The following is a 19,884-nucleotide window of genomic DNA, read 5'->3' as shown; positions in this document are numbered from 1 at the left end:
CGCGCAGGCGGGCGTAGGCGCCGCGCAGGTCGCGATACAGCTCCAGCGACGGGCGCGCCTGGTCGAAGGCGTTCGCCGGATCGTCGAGGCCGTCGAGGGCGATCTGCAGCAGGCGCTGGCGATCGTCGGGTTCGGCCGCTTCCGGGCTGCGCCAGATCGGCTCGACCCGCGCCTGCTGCAGGCGGCCGTGGGCCAGGTGCTGCAGCGCCTCGAGATAGGCGTGGCTGGCGTGCAGGTCGCTGCACTCGCGATGCAATGGCTCGGCCGTGGCGGTCTGCAACTGCTGGCGGACGCGGTCGGGCTGGTACTGCGCGGGATCGAGGCCGTCGTCGGCCAGCTGCGCGAGCTGCAGCAGCAGGGCATCGAGCTGCGGGTAGCTGGTCCAGGCGAGCTGGAAGTCGCGTGCCCGGTAGAACGCCGTGAGCCGCTGCAGGGCCTGCGCTTCGAGCGGCGCCGGCAATTGCGGACAGGCACCTGGCAGCGCCGCGAGGGCCGATTCGATCGGCGCAACGGGCGCCGGGAGAGCCTCGGCCAGGGTGGCGGCGGGAACGCAGCAGAGCCAGACGGCCAGACGGAATGCATGTTTTTTGAACAACGTTTCGCTCCAGACTATCGCCCCGACTGCTAGACTGCGCCGCTCAAGGGCTGCGGCTCCTGGGTTCGGCCAGGGTCCATTTCAGACCATCAGAACATATCGCGCCGGCTGTTTGGGGCTCGCTCGTCTCCCGCCGGCTTTGTCGCGCCGCTGCGCCTGATCGGCGGCGAGTATGAGGCGCCGGCCAGGCAGGAAGCCGCAAGGCCGTGCCCGATGAGGTTGCTCGTTCATGACGTCCATGTTCCGACGTGCCTGCCTGGCGGCAGGTCTTTTCGTTCTCGCGCTGCCCGTATGGGCAGCCCCCGCCAGCTACCAGCCGATGGTCGACGGCCTGGCGCGGCTGGCGCCGACGCTCGATCGCCAGGTACTCACCCACGCCGTCGCGGCCATGCAGTGCGCGGTGAACAACGGCGCCAGCCCGGCCCAGCGACTGGCGGTGATCGACTTCTCGCGGCCCTCCAGCGAGCGCCGCCTATGGATCTTCGACCTGGACAAGGAAGAATTGCTCCTCGAAGACCTGGTCGCCCACGGCCAGAAGTCCGGCGACAACCTGGCGACGCGCTTCTCCAATCTGGTCGGCAGCCACCAGTCGAGCATCGGCCTGTTCCGCACCGCCGAGAGCTACAGCGGCAAGCACGGCTATTCGCTGCGCATGGATGGCCTGGAACCAGGCATCAACGACCGCGCCCGCGAGCGGGCCATCGTCATCCATCCCGCGGCCTACGTCGATCCGTCGTGGATCGTGACCCAGGGCCGCATCGGCCGCAGCCAGGGCTGCCCGGCGGTGCGCCCGGAAGTCGCGCGGATGGTGGTCGACAGCCTCAAGGGCGGGCAGTTCATGTTTTCCTGGTATCCCGACCAGCAGTGGCTGCAGTCCTCCGCCTACCTCAATTGCGAGCCTGCGCGCGTGGCGGGGATACTGGCGGCGCGGCAGGGATAAGTCCCTAACAGGCTGTTGAAAAACTACCTGCGTTGCCTTCGCGGCGTTAAAAACAGGCTCGTGCGCGAGTCCGATCAAAATGCTCATTTACCGCTCGTAAACTGCGCTTTTTCGCCTGTTTGATTCGCTGACGCTCACCCTTCGGGCCAGCCTTCGGCTGTTACTCCCGTTGGTCGTTGCGCCTTGCGCTGGCTGCCTCGCCTACGTTTTTCAACAGCCTGCTAAAAGCGCTGGAGGCTGGAGGGCTGAACGAAAAGGTGCTCCGAGTAGTCGGATTACGCCTCCGGCTAATCCAGGCTGCGGGCTGGCGTAGGGTGGATCACGCTTCACCGATCCTCCGGGTGGCGATCCTCCGGGTGGCGATCCACCGGGGCGGAGTCTTGGTGGATGTAAAAAGCGACATCCACCCTACAACCGCCTCCAGCTTCCAGCTTATTTCTGCTCGCTCTGCGGCGTCACCCGCAACACTTCCTCGACGGTGGTCAGGCCGGCGGCGATCTTCTGCGCGCCGGACAGGCGCAGGCTGCGCATGCCGTCCTTGAAGGCGGCGCGGCGCAGGGCGACGATGTCGGTATCGGCGGTGATCAGCGGCTTGATCGCGTCGTTGAGCAGCATGATCTCGTAGACACCAGCGCGACCGCGATAACCGGTGTCGCGGCATTCCAGGCAACCCACCGCCTGTTGCGCGCTGCTCGGTAGCGGCGCGTTCCACGGTCGGGTCAGCGCCGCCCAGTCGTCGCCATCCAGTTGCAGCGGTGCCTTGCAGTGCGGGCACAGCGTGCGCACCAGGCGCTGGGCCATGACGCCGAGCAGGGTGGCCTTGAGCAGGTAATGCGGCACGCCCAGTTCCAGCAGGCGGGTGATCGCGCTGGGCGCGTCGTTGGTGTGCAGGGTGGACAGCACCAGGTGTCCGGTGAGCGCCGCCTGGATCGCCATCTCGGCGGTCTCCAGGTCGCGAATCTCGCCGATCATGATGATGTCCGGGTCCTGGCGCATCAGCGCGCGCACGCCGCTGGCGAAGGTCAGCTCGATGTTGTGCTGCACCTGCATCTGGTTGAAGGCGCCCTCGATCATCTCGATCGGGTCCTCGATGGTGCAGACGTTCACCTCCGGCGTCGCCAGCTGCTTGAGCGTGGTGTACAGCGTGGTGGTCTTGCCCGAGCCGGTCGGCCCGGTGACCAGGATGATGCCGTTGGGCTGGCAGGTCATGCTCTGCCAGCGGCGCAGGTCGTCGGCGGAGAAGCCCAGCTGGTCGAAGCCCTTGAGCAGCACCTCGGGGTCGAAGATGCGCATCACCATCTTCTCGCCGAAGGCGGTCGGCAGGGTCGACAGGCGCAGCTCGACCTCGCCGCCGTCCGGGGTCTTGGTCTTGACCCGGCCGTCCTGCGGCTTGCGCTTCTCGGCGACGTTCATCCGGCCGAGGCTCTTCAGTCGGCTGACCACCGCCATGGTCACCTGCGGCGGGAACTGGTAGACGTTGTGCAGCACGCCGTCGATGCGAAAGCGCACCGTGCCCTGCTCGCGGCGCGGCTCGATGTGGATGTCGCTGGCGCGCTGCTGGAAGGCGTACTGGAACAGCCAGTCGACGATGTTGACGATGTGCGAATCGTTGGCGTCCGGTTCCTGGTCGCTGGCGCCGAGATTGAGCAGTTGCTCGAAGTTGCCGACGCCGCTGATCTTCTGCTCGGTGCCGCTGGCGCCGCTGACCGACTTGGCCAGGCGGTAGAACTCGACGGTGAAGCGCTGGATGTCCGCCGGATTGGCCACCACGCGCTTGATCGGGCGCTTGAGCACGTGGGTCAGGTTGGTTTCCCAGCCGTGCACAAACGGCTGGCAGCTGGCGATGGTGACGGCGCTGCTGTCGACCGCCACGGCGAGAATCCCGTGGCGCTGGGCGAACGCATAGGACATCAGCGGGGTGACCGCGGCGACGTCGATCTTCAGCGGGTCGATACGCAGGTAGGGCTGGCCGGCGTGTTCGGCCAGCCAGGTGGTCAGGCTTTCCAGGTCGAGCTTCTTGCCCGGGCGCTGCAGGTCGTCGAGCTGCTGCGCGGCGAGGAATTCCAGCGGATGCTGCTGGTTGGTCACCGCGCTGCGGCGTATCGCCAGGCACTGTTCGGCGCTGTCCTGGTCGACGCGTCCCTGGGCGACCAGCTCGCGCAGCAGGTCGTTGAGATCGAGGAAACGGTCGGCAACGGACGGGGCGAAGACGGACATCGAGGACTCCATGGGGGGTAGCGGCAAGCTTCAAGCCGCAAGCTGCAAGTAGACGCGCAAGTAGGGTGGATGTCGCTTTTTACATCCACCATGGCCCCGCTCGCTGGGGCCGCCACCCGGTGGACCGCCACCCGGTGGATCGGTAAAGCGTGATCCACCCTACGCCGGCTTGCGGCTGCTTTTCCCGCAGCTTACTTGGTCAGCGCTTTCCAGGCCTTGAGCGTCCACACAGTATGGGCCTGCTCGACGCGCAACTGACGCGTCTGCTCGTCCAGCGGCTGGCGGGCCAGTGCGTAGAGCTTGGCCAGCTCGCCGTACAGGCGGTCGACTTCCGGCAACTCCAGCACGCCGCGGGCCAGGTGCAGCCAGGCCAGCAGGCGCTCCATGCGCGGGCTCTGTTCGGCGAGGTCTTCGGGTTGTTGCCGGTAGCGCGGCAGTTGCAGCGCCTTGGCTTCTTCAGCCAGCAGATGCAGCAGCCACTTGCCCAGCTCGGCCGCGCCCTGGCGATCGCCGCGGGCGTTGCGCCCGGCGGTCCAGCTGCGTTGCAGCAGCCACAGCGAGGCTTTCAGCGAGAACAGGCCCCAGCGGGTCTGGCCGAGCTCGGCGGCGAATTGTGCGGGGGCCGCCTGGCGTACGCTTTCGTCGGTCTGGCCGGCTTCGACGCGCGGGCGCCAGTCCTGGATCAGCGCATCGAGCAGTTCGCGCAGTTCGCGGCTGCTGGCGCGCGGCGCGGCCTGGCCGAGGCTGCCGAGCAGGGCGCGCAGCTCGATGAGCTGTTGCAGCCAGTCGTCCAGCAGCTTCCAGTGGCCGTTGAAGCGGTACTGCTCGGCCAGCCGCTGGCTGTTGCCGAGCAGTTGCCAGCCGAGGGCGGCCACCGCGTCGTCCAGCGCCATCGTCGCCTCCAGCGCGGGCGCCGGCAGGTTCAGGGCGTAGCCATCGGCGTCGTGCAGGCGGTAGCCGCGTTCGGCCTTGCTGATGTCGCAGGGCATCAGCGGCAGGTCGGCAGCCAGTTCGGCGGCCAGTTCCAGCAGCGCTTCGGGCTCGCCCTGGCGCAGTTCCAGTTCCAGTTCGCAGAGTTCTTCGGCGCGCTTGCCGGCGGCGACCCGACCCAGGTCCAGCGCCGCCTCGATCACCACCCGGGCCTTGCCGCGGCCCCAGGCGAGTTCGGCCTTCTCGCGGACGAAGTCGGTGCTGAAGATCGGTTTCAGGCTCTTCTTGTCGAGCCCGGCGAGGCTGGCCGGCCAGCAGTCGTCGGTGAGCTTCTTCGTATCCAGCCTGGCCTTGTCCAGGTACCAGTCCCATTCGTTGCGCTCGGACAGCCCGGCGACGCTCTGGCCACGGCTCTTGAGGGTCTGGATGAACTGCTCGCCGTCACGCCGCAGGCGCAGCGCGACCTTGGCCCCGGCCAGCGCGCGGTCGGCGGTGTCGTAGTACTGGTTGGACAGCTCATGGCGCGACCAGCCGCTCTTGTTGCGCTTGTTCAGCAGCGGGTATTCGCGCAGGGCGAGCAGGGTCTCGCGGCTGGCGCGTAGCTTGATTTCGGTTTCTTTCTGCATGGTGCCGACGGGGTGCCTATGATGTGTGGATGTTGCAGCCTGATGACGCACGGTAGCAGGCATGATGGCCTGTCCGTATACTTGCCGCCTCTTTCAAGCCGGGGCCATACCCTATGCCAGTCAATCCTTTCGTCAGCTTGTTCGGACGCTCGCCAATCGGCCCGATGCAGCAGCACATGGCCAAGTCGCATGAGTGCGCCGCGAACCTGGTGCCGCTGTTCCAGGCGGTGATGGCCGAAGACTGGGAAATGGTCGAACAGATTCAGCAGCAGATGGCCCAGTTGGAAAACGAGGCCGACAAGCTGAAGAAGAGCGTTCGCCAGCACCTGCCCAAGAGCCTGTTCCTGCCGGTGCCTCGCTCCGATCTGCTGGACCTGCTGAGTGTACAGGACAAGATCGCCAACCGCGCCAAGGACATCGCCGGCCTGATGCTGGGCCGCTGCATGACCATCCCGCAGCCGCTGCAGCCGCAGATGCTGGCCTACGTGCAACGCAGCGTCGACGCCAGCGCCCAGGCGCTCAAGGCGCTCAAGGAACTGGATTCGCTGCTGGAGACCGGCTTCAGTGGCCGCGAAGCCACGCTCGTCGAGAAGATGGTCGAGGAACTCGAGGAGATCGAGCGCGAAACCGACCGCATGCAGATCACGGTGCGCCGTGCGCTGTTCAACCTGGAAAAGGAATTGCCAGCTGTCGACGTGATCTTCCTCTACAAGATCATCGAATGGATCGGTGACGTGGCCGACCGCGCCGAGCGCGTCGGCAACCGTCTGGAACAATTGCTGGCGCGTTGAGCGCCAGCGTCCTTTCTGGGTTCTACAGGTAATTTTTTATGTCCTTTATCGCGGATTACGGCTTCGTACTCCTGGTGCTCGCCTGCGTGTTCGGTTTCTTCATGGCCTGGGGCGTGGGCGCCAACGACGTGGCCAACGCCATGGGCACCTCGGTGGGCTCCCGCGCCCTGACCATCAAGCAGGCGATCGTCGTCGCCATGGTCTTCGAATTCTGCGGCGCCTATCTGGCTGGCGGCCAGGTGACCGAGACGATCAAGAGCGGCATCGTCGACGCCGAGATGATCACGCCCGACCTGATGGTGCTGGGGATGATGTCCGCCCTGCTGGCCGCCGGTACCTGGCTGCTGGTGGCCTCGATGAAGGGCTGGCCGGTGTCCACCACGCACTCGATCGTCGGTGCGGTGATCGGTTTCGCCGCGGTGGGCATCTCGGTGGATGCGGTGCACTGGAGCGGCGTCGGCCCCATCGTCGCCAGCTGGATCATCTCGCCGATGCTCTCCGGCACCATCGCCTTCGGCGTGTTCATGAGCGTGCAGAAGCTGATCATCGATACCGACGACCCCTTCCACAACGCCAAGCGCTTCGTGCCGCTGTACATGTTCCTCACCGGCTTCATGGTGGCGCTGATGACCCTGTCCAAGGGTCTCAAGCACATCGGTCTGCACCTGAGCGGCGGCGAGAGCTTCCTGCTCGCCGTGGGCGTCGGCGTGCTGGTGATGCTGATCGGCGTCGCCCTGCTGACGCGCATCAAGGTCGACGTGGAGGCAGACAAGGCCTTCCACTTCTCCAGCGTGGAAAAGGTCTTCGCCGTGCTGATGATCTTCACCGCCTGCTCGATGGCCTTCGCCCATGGCTCCAACGACGTCGCCAACGCGGTCGGCCCGCTGGCGGCGGTGGTCGGTGTGCTGCAGTCCGAGGGCGCCGCGGCGATCAGCGCCAAATCGGCGGTGCCGGGCTGGGTGCTGCTGCTGGGGGCGGTCGGTATCGTCATCGGTCTGGCCACCTACGGCTACAAGGTGATCGCCACCATCGGCAAGCAGATCACCGAGCTGACCCCGAGCCGTGGCTTCGCCGCCGAGCTGGCCACCGCCAGCACCGTGGTCGGCGCCTCGGCCATCGGCCTGCCGGTATCCACCACCCACACCCTGGTCGGCGCGGTACTCGGCGTGGGCATCGCCCGCGGCATCGGTGCGCTCAACCTGGGCGTGATCGGCAAGATCTTCATGTCCTGGCTGGTCACCCTGCCGGTGGGCGCGGGCCTGGCCATCGTGTTCTTCCTGGTCCTGCGCGGCATCTTCACCTGATCGCCCGTGCGGCCCGTCGCGGTTGCCGATACGCCCCGTCGAGCTGACGGGGCGTATTCGTTTGCGGGTCCCGCCGTGGCGCGTTTCGTGCTTCACTGGAGACTCTGTCCGCTCGCGCCACGGAGGTAACCGGTGCCCATTCCCTCGCTCAAGGAACAGTTCGCCGCGCTCGTTGCCGCACCCTCGGTCAGTTGCACGCAACCCGGCTGGGACCAGAGCAACCGCCCGGTGATCGAACTGCTGGCCGCCTGGCTCGGCGAGCTGGGCTTCGCCTGCGAAACCCCGGAAGTCGCTCCCGGCAAGTTCAACCTGCTGGCCAGCTACGGCAGCGGTCCGGGCGGTCTGGTGCTGGCCGGGCACAGCGATACCGTGCCGTTCGACGCCGCGCTGTGGGCCGCCGACCCGCTGAAGCTGCGCGAAGCCGACGACCGCTGGTACGGTCTCGGCAGTTGCGACATGAAGGGCTTCTTCGCCCTGGTCATCGAAGCGGTCCGCCCGTTGCTGGACCAGCCGTTCCTCCAGCCACTGCTGATTCTCGCCACCTGTGACGAAGAGAGTTCGATGTCCGGCGCCCGCGCGCTGGCCGCTGCCGGCCAGCCGCTCGGGCGCGCCGCGCTGATCGGCGAACCCACCGGCCTGCATCCGGTGCGCCTGCACAAGGGCATCATGATGGAGCGCATCGACATCCTCGGGCAGAGCGGCCATTCGTCCAATCCGGCCTACGGCCACAGCGCGCTGGAGGCCATGCACGGGGTGCTGGGCGAGCTGCTGACGCTGCGTCGCCAGTGGCAGGGCGAATACCGCAACCCGTTGTTCGACGTGCCGCAGCCGACCCTCAACCTCGGCTGCATCCATGGCGGCGACAACCCCAACCGTATCTGTGGCCAGTGCGCGCTGGAGTTCGACCTGCGCCCGCTGCCGGGGATGGACCCGCAGCAGTTGCGGGCGATCATCCGCCAGCGCCTGCAGCCACTGGCCGAGCGCCATCAGGTGCAGATCGAACTGGCGCCGCTGTTCCCCGCGGTGCCGCCCTTCGAGCAGGCGGCCGACAGCGAGCTGGTGCGCCTCGCCGAGCGCCTGACCGGACACCGCGCCGAGGCAGTGGCGTTCGCCACCGAAGCGCCTTATCTTCAGCAGCTTGGCTGCGAGACGCTGGTGCTCGGCCCCGGCGACATCGCCTGCGCGCACCAGCCCGACGAATACCTGCAGCTCGAACGCATCGAGCCGACACTGCAGCTGCTGCGCCGGCTGATCGGGCACTACTGCCTGCAGCCGGCCGTCCAGCCCTAGCGCTGGTACCGAACGAGATCCGCCACCAAAGGCTCCTACATGCACGACTACGTCACCTGGCTCCGCGATTCCTCCCCCTACATCAATTCGCACCGTGACCGCACCTTCGTGGTCATGCTGCCGGGCGACGGCCTGGCCCATGCCAACTTCGCCAATATCGTCCACGACCTGGTGCTGCTGCACAGCCTTGGCGTACGCCTGGTGCTGGCGTTCGGCTCGCGCCCACAGATCGAGGCGCGCCTCGCCGCCCGCGGGCTGGCGCCGCGCTTTCATCGCGACCTGCGGATCACCGACGCGCCGACCCTGGAATGCGTGATCGACGCCGTCGGCCAGCTGCGCATCGCCCTCGAGGCACGGCTATCGATGGACATGGCCGCCTCGCCGATGCAGGGCGCGCGGCTGCGCGTGGCCAGCGGCAACTTCGTCACCGCGCGGCCGATCGGCGTGCTCGATGGCGTCGACTACCACCACACCGGCGAGGTACGGCGTATCGACCGCAAGGGCATCGGCCGCCTGCTCGACGAGCGCACCATCGTACTGCTGCCGCCGCTGGGCTATTCGCCCACCGGGGAAATCTTCAACCTCGCCTGCGAGGACGTCGCCACCCGCGCGGCGATCGACCTGCAGGCCGACAAGCTGGTGCTCTACGGCGCCGAGGCCGGTCTGCTCGACGAGAGCGGCAAGCTGGTGCGCGAGCTGCGCCCGCAGCAGATCCCGGCCTACGTCGAGCGTCTCGGCGGCCACTACCAGGCCGAGCTGCTGGATGCCGCGGCGCAGGCTTGCCGCGGCGGCGTGCGGCGCAGCCATGTGGTCAGCTATGTCGACAACGGCGCGCTGCTCAACGAGCTGTTCACCCGCGACGGCGCCGGCACCCTGGTGACCCAGGAGCAGTTCGAGCAACTGCGTGAGGCGACCATCGAGGACGTCGGCGGGCTGATCGACCTGATCACCCCGCTGGAGGAGCAGGGCATCCTGGTGCGGCGCTCGCGCGAGGTGCTCGAACGCGAGGTCGAGCAGTTCAGCATCGTCGAGCGCGACGGGCTGATCATCGCCTGCGCGGCGCTGTATCCGATCGCCGAGTCGGATGCCGGCGAACTGGCCTGCCTGGCGGTCAATCCGGAATACCGCCATGGCGGCCGTGGCGACGAGTTGCTCGAACGCATCGAGGAGCGCGCGCGGCAGCTGGGGTTGAAGAAGCTGATCGTGCTCACCACCCGTACCGCCCACTGGTTCCGCGAGCGTGGTTTCGAACCGATCGGCGTCGAGCGCCTGCCGGCGGCGCGGGCGTCGCTGTACAACTTCCAGCGCAATTCGAAGATTTTCGAGAAGCCGCTGTAGGGCGGGTGAAACCCGCGCGGACGGAGTCCAAGCCAACGCCGAATCGGCGGGTTGCAACCCGCCCTACGCCTGCAGCCTGCATCGCCCCGAGGGCGCGCCCACAGGATTCGGTGGAGTCTGCTGCTCTTGTGGGAGGCCCGCCCTCGGGGCGATGCTTTTGAGCTTGCAGCTGCTCTTTCAGACCCCGATGCTCAGCAGGCTCGCCTGGTAGGCGGCGACGAACTGGTCGAAATCGGTTTCCTGCTGGGCTTCCAGTGTGGCCTGTTCGGCCAGCGATTGGCGCGATAGGGCCTCGAATTCGGCCAGCTCGGCCGCACCCGGAGGCTGGCTGCGGAAGTAGTCGGCATGGGCCAGGGTCTGGCGCATGGCGAACTGGCTGAAGCTCTCGCCATGGCGCCGCAGTTCGTCGAGCACGCGCGCCGACGGCGTCAGGCTGCTGTCGGCGACCTTGGCCCGCTGCACGGCCAGGGCCTCGGCATGGCGTCGGTCGCCATGGCTGCGATCGAGCAGGTCGGCGACCCGGCCGATTTCGTCCAGCAGTTCGTCGGCCCAGGTCGCCAGCGGCAGGCTCTCGCCGCAGCGGCGCAGCTGCAGGCCCGGGCGCCGACCTTCCTTGACCACCTTGAGGAAGTTGTCGGTGGCGGCGCCGCATTCGCCCTCGACCAGGCAAGGGCTGTCCTGCAGCGCGCAGAACAGCAGGAAGGCGTCGAGGAAGCGCGCCCCGCTGGCGTCGATGCCCAGCGGCAGGAACGGATCGATATCCAGGCAGCGCACTTCGACATACTGGATGCCGCGCGCGCGCAAGGCGTGCAGCGGGCGTTCGCCGCTGGCGGTGACGCGCTTGGGGCGGATGTTCGAGTAGTACTCGTTCTCGATCTGCAGGATGTTGGTGTTGAGCTGTTGCCAGTTGCCGGCGGCGTCCTTGGTGCCCAGCTCCACGTAGGGTGGGTAGGGCGTGGAGACCGCGCCATAGAGGCTTTCGATATAGCTCGGCAGGTCGTCGTAGCAGGGCGTGAGGCCGGCCTGGGCATTGTTCTGGTAGCCCAGGTCGCTCATCCGCAGGCTGGTCGCCCAGGGCAGGTAGAGCGTGTCGGCGTCGAGCGTTTCGAGCTGGTGCGCGCGGCCGCGCAGGAAGCCGGCATCCAGCGCCGGCGAGGCGCCGAACAGGTACATCAGCAGCCAGCTGTAGCGGCGGAAGTTGCGGATCAGGCCGATGTAGCGCGTCGAGCGGTAGTCCTGTGCCGAGCGCGGATCGCCATCGTCGGCCTGCAGGATCGGCCACAGTGATTCGGGCAGCGAGAAGTTGTAGTGGATGCCGGCGATGCACTGCATGGTCTTGCCGTAGCGCAGCGCCAGCCCCTGGCGGTAGACGTGCTTGAGCCGGCCGATGTGGGAGCTGCCGTATTCGGCGATCGGGATGTCCGCCTCGTCCGGCAGCGGGCAGGGCATCGACGGGCTCCAGAGGTACTCATTGCCGAGCTTGGCGTAGGTGAAACGATGGATGGCCTCGAGCTCGGCCAGGGTGTTGCGTGGGTCGCTGTCGGTGCCGGTGATGAACTCCAGCAGCGCCTCGGAATAGTCGGTGGTGATCTTCGGGTGGGTCAGCGCCGAGCCCAGTGCCGCCGGATGCGGGGTCAGGGCCAGGCGGCCCTGAGAGTCGACGCGCAGGCACTCGCGCTCGATCCCGTGCAGGCATTGAGTGAGCAGCGAACGCTGTGGGTGCTCGGCCAGCAATGCCAGACGATGGGAGAGGAGATCGCTCAACTTGTGGGTTCCTTCACGCGACGGTCGGCCCAATATGGGGGGGAGAGCGGCAAGCTTCAAGCCACAAGCTGCTTCTAAGTTAGAGGCAGGCGAAGGTCGCTTGCGCCTTGGCGATCAGCTTGTCGCCCTGATGCACCTCGGCTTCGAGCACCTGGGTGCGCCGCCCGCCGTGCACCACCCAGGCGCGGCAGCGCAGTTCGCCATCGGTCACCGGACGAATGTAGTTGACCTTGCATTCCAGCGTCACGCTGTTCGGCGAGCCATCGCCCAGGCTGTGGCTGGCCTGGCCCATGGCGGTGTCGATCAGCGAGAACAGCGCGCCGCCATGCAGCTTGCCGTGCAGGTTGCGCAGGCCGTCGTGCATGCTCAGGCCGAGCACGGCCTCGCCATTGCCGACCTGGTGGATCTCCAGGCCGAGCAGACGGCCGAAGGCGCTGGAGTTGCCCACCGCCTCGACTTGGATGCTCATGCTTATTTCCTCAGCTGCTTGGCGTTGGCGAACAGCGCGGCCATGCCGGGGTTGGTCGGGGCCGGCTTGTCCTGTTTCGAATGGCGCTCGCTGCGCGGGGCGTTGCCGCGTGGCTTGCCGCCGCGCGGGCCGTCGGTCTTCTCGCCGGGGGTGTCGCTCATGCGCATGGACAGGCCGACGCGGTTGCGCGGGATGTCCACTTCCATGACCTTGACCTTGACGATGTCGCCGGCCTTGACCACCTCGTAGGGGTCCTTGACGAACTTCTCCGACAGCGCGCTGATGTGCACCAGGCCGTCCTGGTGCACGCCGATGTCGACGAAGGCGCCGAAGTTGGTGACGTTGGTCACCACGCCCTCGAGCACCATGCCCGGCTCCAGGTCGCTGAGCTTCTCCACGCCGTCCTGGAATTCGGCGGTCTTGAACTCCGGACGCGGGTCGCGGCCGGGCTTGTCCAGCTCGCCGAGGATGTCGGTGACGGTGGGCAGGCCGAAGGTCTCGTCGGTGAATTTCTTCGGGTCGAGGCGCTTGAGGAAGGCCGAGTCGCCGATCAGCGAGCGGATGTCGCGGCCGGTATCGGCGGCGATGCGCGTGACCAGCGGATAGGTTTCCGGGTGCACGGCGGAGGCGTCCAGCGGGTTGTCGCCGTTCATCACGCGCAGGAAGCCGGCGGCCTGCTCGAAGGTCTTCTCGCCCAGGCGCGGCACTTTCTTCAATTGCGCGCGGGAGCTGAATGCACCGTTGGCATCGCGGAACTGCACGATGTTATTGGCCAGCGTCGCGTTGAGCCCGGAGATGCGCGCCAGCAGCGCGGCGGAGGCGGTGTTGACGTCGACGCCGACGGCGTTCACGCAGTCCTCGACCACCGCATCCAGCGAGCGCGCCAGCTTGAGCTGGGACACGTCGTGCTGGTACTGGCCGACGCCGATGGACTTCGGGTCGATCTTGACCAGCTCGGCCAGCGGGTCCTGCAGGCGGCGGGCAATGGACACCGCGCCGCGCAGCGATACGTCCAGTTCGGGGAATTCGCGGGCGGCGAGCTCCGAGGCCGAATACACCGAGGCGCCCGCTTCGCTGACCATGATCTTGGTCAGCTTGAGGCCCGGCACCTTCTTGATCAGCTCGCCGGCCAGCTTGTCGGTCTCACGGCTGGCGGTGCCGTTGCCGATGGCGATCAGGTCCACCGCGTGCTTGGCGCACAGCTTGGCGAGGATCGCCAGGGTGCCGTCCCAGTCGTTGCGCGGCGCGTGCGGGTAGACGGTGGCGGTGTCCAGCAGCTTGCCGGTGGCATCGACCACCGCCACCTTGCAGCCGGTGCGCAGGCCCGGGTCCAGCGCCAGGGTCGCGCGCGGGCCGGCCGGGGCGGCCAGCAGCAGGTCGTGCAGGTTGCGGGCGAACACGGAGATGGCCTCGTCCTCGGCCTTGTCGCGCAGCTCGCCGAGCAGGTCGGTTTCCAGGTGGGTGTAGAGCTTGACCTTCCAGGTCCAGCGCACCACCTCGGCCAGCCACTTGTCCGCCGCGCGCCCGCGGTTGGCGATGCCGAAGCGCTCGCCGATCATCGTCTCGCCCGGGTGCATGCTGCCCGGCGTCTCCTCGCCGACCTTGAGGCTGACGCCGAGGATGCCCTCGTTGCGCCCGCGGAAGATCGCCAGCGCGCGGTGCGAGGGCACGCCCTTGAGCGGCTCGTCGTGCTCGAAGTAGTCGCTGAACTTGGCCCCTTCGCTCTCCTTGCCCGGCACCACGCGGGCGCTGAGGGTGGCGTTGTGCTTGAGGAACTCGCGCAGCCTGGCCAGCAGGTCGGCGTCCTCGGCGAAGCGCTCCATGAGGATGTACTTGGCGCCCTCGAGCACGGCCTTGACGTCGGCGAAGCCCTTCTCGGCGTCGATGAAGCGCTCGGCTTCGGTTTCCGGGGCCAGCTGCGGATCGGCGAACAGCGCATCGGCCAGCTCGCCGAGGCCGGCTTCCAAGGCTATCTGGCCCTTGGTGCGGCGCTTCTGCTTGTAGGGCAGGTAGAGGTCTTCGAGGCGGGTCTTGGTGTCGGCGAGATCGATCTCGCGCTTGAGCTCGGGGGTCAGCTTGCCCTGCTCCTCGATGCTGGCGAGGATCGAGACGCGGCGCTCGTCCAGTTCGCGCAGGTAGCGCAGGCGCTCCTCCAGGGTGCGCAGCTGGGTATCGTCGAGGCTGCCGGTGACTTCCTTGCGGTAACGGGCGATGAAGGGCACGGTGGAACCTTCGTCGAGCAGCGCCACGGCGGCGGCGACCTGTTGCGGGCGCACGCCCAGCTCGTTGGCGATGCGGGAATTGATGCTGTCCATGTACCTACCTGGGTCAGTCAAACCATGCAGGCCGGGCCTGCGCGAAGCCGGCGATTATAGGGGAAGTGCGACGTCCGGCCTCAAGCGATTGCCGGCAGGCGGTCGTCTGCCGCACGGGCCCGGCGCTTCGACACCTGTCGCGGCGGGAAAAATCTGCTAACAATGGCTGCCAGTTGCGGCATTCAACACTGCGCCATAATGCGCCGTCGAACATCCGGGAGTCTCCATGAGCAGCATTGCGCCCGCCAGCGAAGGCGAAAAGATCCTCATCGTCGATGACGATGCCCGTCTGCGGCGCCTGCTCGAGCGCTTCCTCGACGAGCAGGGCTATCGCGTCCGCACCGTGGAAAACACCGAGCAGATGGACCGCCTGCTCAGCCGCGAGCTGTTCCAGCTGGTGGTGCTCGACCTGATGATGCCGGGCGAGGACGGCCTGTCCGCCTGCCGCCGGCTGCGCCAGGGCAACAACCAGATCCCGATCATCATGCTCACCGCCAAGGGTGACGAGAGCAGCCGCATCCAGGGCCTGGAGCAGGGCGCCGACGACTACCTGGCCAAGCCGTTCAACCCCCGCGAGTTGCTTGCGCGCATCCGCGCAGTGCTGCGCCGGCAGGCGCCGCAGGTGCCCGGCGCGCCGGCCAGCGAGGACGAGATCGTCACCTTCGGCGACTACCAGCTGTCGCTGGCCACCCGCGAGCTGACCCGGGGCGACCAGGTCCACATGCTCACCACCGGCGAGTTCGCCGTGCTCAAGGCGCTGGTGCAGCATGCCCGCGAGCCGCTGACCCGCGACAAGCTGATGAACCTCGCCCGCGGCCGCGAGTGGGACGCGCTGGAGCGCTCCATCGACGTGCAGATCTCCCGCCTGCGCCGGCTGATCGAGCCCGACCCGTCCAAGCCGCGCTATATCCAGACGGTATGGGGCGTGGGCTATGTGTTCGTGCCCGATGGCAACAAATGAAGCGGCAAGCCGTAGGTTGGGTTGAGCGCAGCGAAGCCCAACATGAGCGGATGGCCCGGCATGGCAAGACTTGGCGGCCGCCGCATGCCACCACGTTGGGCTTCGCCGCTACGCGACTCAACCCAACCTACGAACGTGCAGCTGCTTTTCTATGAAAACCCCGCTGTGGTTCCCGCAGAGTTTCTTCGCCCGCACCCTGTGGATGGTGCTGATCGTGGTGCTGTTCTCCAAGGTCCTCACGCTGGTCTACCTGATGGCCAACGAGGACGTGCTGGTGGACCGCCAGTACAGCCATGGTGCGGCGCTGAGCCTGCGCGCCTATTGGGCGGCCAGCGCCGAGGACCGCGAGCGCATCGGGCGCGCCGCCGGCCTGCAGCCGATAGCCGAGCAGAACGTGCCGCGCAGCGAGTACCACTGGCCCTACACCGAGATCTTTCAGCGGCAGATGCGTGACGAGCTGGGCGACGATACCGAGGTGCGCGTCCGTATCCAGCCGTCCACCGCCATCTGGGTCCGCGCGCCGGCGCTGGGGGCGGACTGGGTGCGGGTACCGCTGTACGCCTATCCGCTGCGCGGCCAGCGCATCTGGAGCGTGCTCGGCTGGTTCCTCGGCATCGGCCTGCTGTCCACCGGCGCGGCCTGGATCTTCGTCAGCCAGCTCAACCTGCCGCTCAAGCGCCTGGTCTACGCCGCCCGGCAGATCGGCAAGGGCCGCCGCGTGCGCCTGCCGATCAGCGACACGCCGAGCGAGATGACCGAGGTCTACCGGGCCTTCAACCAGATGGCCGAGGACGTCGAGCAGGCCGGTCGCGAGCGCGAGCTGATGCTCGCCGGTGTGTCCCATGACCTGCGCACGCCGCTGACGCGCCTGCGCCTGTCGCTGGAGCTGATGGCCAGCGAAGACGAGCTGACCGAGGACATGATCCGCGACGTCGAGGACATGAACGCCATCCTCGACCAGTTCCTCGCCTTCGTCCGCGACGGCAGCGACGAGCCGGTGGAAACCACCGATCTAGGCGTACTGATCCGCGAGGTGGTCGCGCCCTACAACCAGCAGCAGGAGGCCGTGCACCTGCGCGTCGAGCCGATGCCGCCGTTCGCCCTGCGCCGGGTGTCGATCAAGCGGCTGCTGGTCAACCTCATCGAGAATGCCCTGCGCTACGGTGGCAGCGGGGTGGAAGTGGCGGCCTATGTCTCGGGCGACCAGCATGCGCCCTACGTGGTGCTCAGCGTGCTCGACCGCGGCCCGGGCATCGATCCGGCCGAGCTGGAGGGCATCTTCAATCCGTTCATCCGCGGCGACCGCGCCCGCGGCGGGCAGGGCGCCGGGCTGGGCCTGGCGATCGTCAAGCGCATCGCCTCGCAGCACGGCGGCATCGTCGAGCTGCGCAACCGCGAAGGCGGCGGCCTCGAAGCCCGCGTCAGCCTGCCGCTGGGCCTGCTGCTGCCGAGGGATGCGATAAAGGCGTAAAAGCAGCTCAGAGCTTGAAGCTTCCGGCTTCCGGCTATCCCTTGCCCTTGGTACGGGTCAGGTGCGGGCCGCCGTTCTTCTCCAGGTACTGGATGATCAGCCGGCGACGTCCTTGCCGGTGGTTTCCTCGATGCCGGCCAGGCCCGGCGAGGAGTTCACCTCCATCACCAGCGGGCCGTGGTTGGAGCGCAGGATGTCCACGCCGGCGACGTTCAGGCCCATCACCTTGGCCGCGCGGATGGCGGTCATGCGCTCCTCCGGGGTGATCTTGATCAGGCTGGCGGAGCCGCCGCGGTGCAGGTTGGAGCGGAATTCCCCGGGCTTGGCCTGGCGCTTCATCGCGGCGATGACCTTGTCGCCGACCACGAAGCAGCGGATGTCGGCGCCGCCGGCTTCCTTGATGTACTCCTGCACCATGATGTCCTGCTTGAGGCCCATGAACGCCTCGATCACCGACTCGGCGGCCTTCTCGGTCTCGCAGAGCACCACGCCGATGCCCTGGGTGCCTTCCAGCACCTTGATCACCAGCGGCGCGCCGTTGACCATCTGGATCAGGTCGGGGATGTCGTCCGGCGAGTGGGCGAAGCCGGTCACCGGCAGGCCGACGCCGCGCCGCGACAGCAGCTGCAGCGCGCGCAGCTTGTCGCGCGAGCGGGCGATGGCCACCGACTCGTTGAGCGGGAACACGCCCTGCATCTCGAACTGGCGCAGCACCGCGCAGCCGTAGAAGGTCACCGAGGCGCCGATGCGCGGGATCACCGCATCGAAGCCTTCCAGCGGCTTGCCGCGGTAGTGGATCTGCGGCTTGTGGCTGGCGATGTTCATGTAGGCGCGCAGGGTGTCGATCACCACCACCTCATGGCCCCGCTGCTCGCCGGCTTCGACCAGGCGACGGGTGGAATACAGGCGCGGGTTGCGCGACAGCACGGCAATTTTCATTGAGCACCGGAAGAAGTGAGGATCTGGGGTTTGTCTTGGACGTAGGTTCGTGACGGATCGATCAGCCATTGCCCCTCGACCAGCGCCTTGGAGCCGAGCAGCAGGCGGTAGCGCATGGTCTTGCGGCAGGTCAGGGTGAACTCCACCGGCCACGCGTGGCTGCCGAGGGCGAGCAGGGTACGCACCACGTAGCGGGTCTGCACCTGGCCATTGGAGCTCTTGATGGTCTTGCGGGTCACCAGCGGCGCCTCGCAGCGATGCCGGCGCTGCACCAGCGTGCCCAGGTGCGCGGTGAAGCGCACCCAGCGCTGGCCATCACGCTCGAATTCGCTGATGTCGGTGGCGTGCAGGGCCGAGGTGCTGGCCCCGGTGTCGACCTTCGCGCGCAGGCCCACCACGCCAGATCCGGCAGGGCGATCCATTCACGCAGACCGATGACGGTATGGGGGTCGAGTTTCTTCAATGGGAGTGTCCGAAGAATTTGCCGGCATTCTAGTCGGCGTGCATGACAACTGCATCCGTCTGTAACACCCTGAACGACTGATAGGAGACCGAGCTGGACGATGGCTGAAAAAGACGACGACAAGGTCCGCCTGGACAAGTGGCTGTGGGCCGCACGCTTCTTCAAGACCCGCGCGCTGGCCAAGGCGGCCATCGAAGGCGGCAAGGTGCATTGCCGCGGCGAGCGCTGCAAGCCGAGCAAGGAGCCCAAGGTGGGCGATGAGCTGGTGATCCGCAGCGGCTTCGACGAGCGCACGGTGGTCATCCGCGCGCTGTCGGCGGTGCGCCGCGGCGCGCCCGAGGCGCAGCTGCTCTACGAGGAGACCGCGCAGAGCCTGGCGGCGCGCGAAGAAGCCGCGGCGCTGCGCAAGGCCGGTGCCCTCGGCCTGCAGACCGACGGCCGGCCGAGCAAGAAGCAGCGCCGGCAGATCGAACTGCTGCGCGCTTTCAAGCCCGACTAGTCGCGCAGCACCGCCAGCTGGCGCAGCAGCGGCAGCCTGGCGGCCAGCTGCATGGGCGCACGTGCCAGCCCCTGCAGCAGCGCGGCGATATGCGCGCCCAGCGGCGTGCAATAGCCCCAGCCGATGGCCAGCAAGGCGATCAGCAGCCCGCCGACGAAATCATCGCTGAACCAGTGGGCGCCGGCCACCAGCCGCGGCAGCATGAACGCCAGGGTGATGCCGGATACCAGCGCGCAACGCCCGCCACGGGCGAACAGTGCCATGAACAGCCCCCAGAGCAGCAGCACCGAGGCGTGATCGCCCGGGAAGCTGCGGCTGGAGCGGTCCTTGAGCTCGAATACCCGTTCCAGCAGCGGAAAATGATCGCTCAGCTGGTAGGCGCCGGCGATCGCGACCGACGGGCTGGCGTGCTGCCAGCCGAAGTGGCCGGCCAGCTTGGTCACCAGCACGCGGATCACCAGCAGCACCAGCAGCAGGGCGGCGAAGGTGAACAGCGCCGGGCGCAGCTGGTGCTGCGCGAACAGCCAGTCGCGCCGGATCAGCAGGGTCAGCAGCAGGGCGCCGACGAGGATGTCGAACACACGAACGCTGGCCAGTGCCCACAGCCAGTCCCACCAGGCCTGGTGACCCAGCGAGCCGTTGAGCAGATGGAAGGTCGCCTGATCGATTGCGTCCCAGAAGGTACGACTGGTCGGCCAGAGCCAGCTGAGCAGCAACAATCCGGCGAGCAGGTGGGTGATGAGCCAAGGCAGTGGGCGCCAGCGCGCCTGGGGTGTAGTCACGGGCATGAGGGCGTCCCTGGGGTTGCGATGGCGCGCGATGCTAGAGCCTGCCCTTGCGCCTGTCCCGACTACCGGCGAGCCGTTCAGCCCGCGTTCAGCTTGGCCCTGTCCGGCGCATCCGTCCGGCGGCCGCCCTTGGTCCGAACCGGCTTTGCGCCTAAAATTGCCGCTTCCTCCGCCGTACCTGCGA

Annotated in this window: 15 protein-coding genes and 2 pseudogenes; 8 read left to right on the top strand and 9 right to left on the bottom strand. The window is 67.5% G+C overall.

Annotated elements, in window-relative coordinates; genetic code table 11:
* Nucleotides 1-595: pseudogene (locus tag BAY1663_RS14210) on the bottom strand (murein L,D-transpeptidase); the annotation flags it as partial.
* 229 nt (nt 596-824) lie between these two features.
* Here BAY1663_RS14210 and BAY1663_RS14205 point away from each other — a divergent pair.
* A complete protein-coding gene (locus BAY1663_RS14205; protein ID WP_037041960.1) occupies nt 825-1,535 on the top strand; it encodes a murein L,D-transpeptidase catalytic domain family protein in 711 nt (236 codons plus the stop codon).
* A gap of 432 nt (nt 1,536-1,967) precedes the next feature.
* Here the strand turns inward: BAY1663_RS14205 and BAY1663_RS14200 are convergent, their stop codons facing one another.
* On the bottom strand, nt 1,968-3,752 hold the full coding sequence (locus BAY1663_RS14200; RefSeq protein ID WP_037041958.1) for a GspE/PulE family protein: 1,785 nt from the start codon (nt 3,750-3,752) through the stop codon (nt 1,968-1,970).
* 191 nt (nt 3,753-3,943) lie between these two features.
* The gene (locus BAY1663_RS14195) at nt 3,944-5,308 is read right to left on the bottom strand and encodes an inorganic triphosphatase (protein WP_037041956.1); all 1,365 of its coding nucleotides are present in this window, start codon (nt 5,306-5,308) and stop codon (nt 3,944-3,946) included.
* Nucleotides 5,309-5,421: 113 nt separating this feature from the next.
* Here BAY1663_RS14195 and BAY1663_RS14190 point away from each other — a divergent pair, with 113 nt between their 5' ends.
* From BAY1663_RS14190 to argA, 4 genes are all read left to right on the top strand, one after another.
* Nucleotides 5,422-6,099 carry a TIGR00153 family protein gene (locus BAY1663_RS14190; RefSeq protein ID WP_037041954.1) on the top strand — a complete coding sequence of 226 codons (678 nt, stop codon included), beginning with the start codon at nt 5,422-5,424 and terminating at the stop codon, nt 6,097-6,099.
* A 38-nt stretch (nt 6,100-6,137) separates the two neighbouring features.
* Nucleotides 6,138-7,403, top strand: a complete 1,266-nt coding sequence (locus tag BAY1663_RS14185; protein WP_037041945.1) for an inorganic phosphate transporter — start codon at nt 6,138-6,140, stop codon at nt 7,401-7,403.
* A gap of 132 nt (nt 7,404-7,535) precedes the next feature.
* Nucleotides 7,536-8,693, top strand: coding sequence for an acetylornithine deacetylase (gene argE, locus BAY1663_RS14180; RefSeq protein ID WP_037041943.1), 1,158 nt, complete (start codon nt 7,536-7,538; stop codon nt 8,691-8,693).
* A gap of 39 nt (nt 8,694-8,732) precedes the next feature.
* Entirely contained in the window at nt 8,733-10,031 is a 1,299-nt protein-coding gene (argA, locus tag BAY1663_RS14175; protein ID WP_037041941.1) for an amino-acid N-acetyltransferase, read from the top strand.
* 177 nt (nt 10,032-10,208) lie between these two features.
* Here argA and gshA read toward each other — a convergent pair whose 3' ends face one another.
* The 3 genes from gshA to BAY1663_RS14160 form a co-directional block, all read right to left on the bottom strand.
* On the bottom strand, nt 10,209-11,795 hold the full coding sequence (gshA, locus tag BAY1663_RS14170; protein ID WP_037041940.1) for a glutamate--cysteine ligase: 1,587 nt from the start codon (nt 11,793-11,795) through the stop codon (nt 10,209-10,211).
* A 79-nt stretch (nt 11,796-11,874) separates the two neighbouring features.
* Complete coding sequence (locus BAY1663_RS23055) at nt 11,875-12,264, bottom strand: PaaI family thioesterase (protein ID WP_011911515.1); 390 nt, start codon at nt 12,262-12,264, stop codon at nt 11,875-11,877.
* 2 nt (nt 12,265-12,266) lie between these two features.
* The gene (locus tag BAY1663_RS14160; protein ID WP_037041938.1) at nt 12,267-14,579 is read right to left on the bottom strand and encodes a Tex family protein; all 2,313 of its coding nucleotides are present in this window, start codon (nt 14,577-14,579) and stop codon (nt 12,267-12,269) included.
* A gap of 226 nt (nt 14,580-14,805) precedes the next feature.
* On the opposite strand from BAY1663_RS14160, the gene ompR reads away from it, so the two are divergent.
* Together ompR and BAY1663_RS14150 are read left to right on the top strand one after the other, a co-directional pair.
* Nucleotides 14,806-15,540, top strand: a complete 735-nt coding sequence (gene ompR, locus BAY1663_RS14155) for a two-component system response regulator OmpR (protein WP_037041937.1) — start codon at nt 14,806-14,808, stop codon at nt 15,538-15,540.
* Between the two features lie 151 nt (nt 15,541-15,691).
* Entirely contained in the window at nt 15,692-17,011 is a 1,320-nt protein-coding gene (locus tag BAY1663_RS14150) for an ATP-binding protein (RefSeq protein WP_037041935.1), read from the top strand.
* Between the two features lie 34 nt (nt 17,012-17,045).
* Here the strand turns inward: BAY1663_RS14150 and rimK are convergent.
* Nucleotides 17,046-17,950: pseudogene (rimK, locus tag BAY1663_RS14145) on the bottom strand (30S ribosomal protein S6--L-glutamate ligase).
* Complete coding sequence (locus tag BAY1663_RS14140; protein ID WP_037041933.1) at nt 17,947-18,348, bottom strand: ATP-dependent zinc protease; 402 nt, start codon at nt 18,346-18,348, stop codon at nt 17,947-17,949. Before BAY1663_RS14140 ends, rimK begins: the two are co-directional and overlap by 4 nt.
* Nucleotides 18,349-18,513: 165 nt before the next feature.
* Between BAY1663_RS14140 and BAY1663_RS14135 the strand changes: the two genes are divergently transcribed.
* The gene (locus tag BAY1663_RS14135; protein ID WP_037041931.1) at nt 18,514-18,912 is read left to right on the top strand and encodes an RNA-binding S4 domain-containing protein; all 399 of its coding nucleotides are present in this window, start codon (nt 18,514-18,516) and stop codon (nt 18,910-18,912) included.
* Here the strand turns inward: BAY1663_RS14135 and BAY1663_RS14130 are convergent.
* Nucleotides 18,909-19,700: a phosphatase PAP2 family protein gene (locus BAY1663_RS14130; RefSeq protein WP_037041928.1), complete on the bottom strand. Its 792-nt coding sequence runs from the start codon at nt 19,698-19,700 to the stop codon at nt 18,909-18,911. The genes BAY1663_RS14135 and BAY1663_RS14130 overlap by 4 nt on opposite strands.
* Nucleotides 19,701-19,884: the final 184 nt, after the last annotated feature.

The sequence above is a fragment of the Pseudomonas sp. BAY1663 genome (assembly GCF_000582595.1).
In the GTDB taxonomy this organism is placed as follows: domain Bacteria; phylum Pseudomonadota; class Gammaproteobacteria; order Pseudomonadales; family Pseudomonadaceae; genus Stutzerimonas; species Stutzerimonas stutzeri_AF.
Note: the sequence above shows the minus strand (reverse complement) of the source record. Positions and strands in the feature narration are given on the sequence as shown.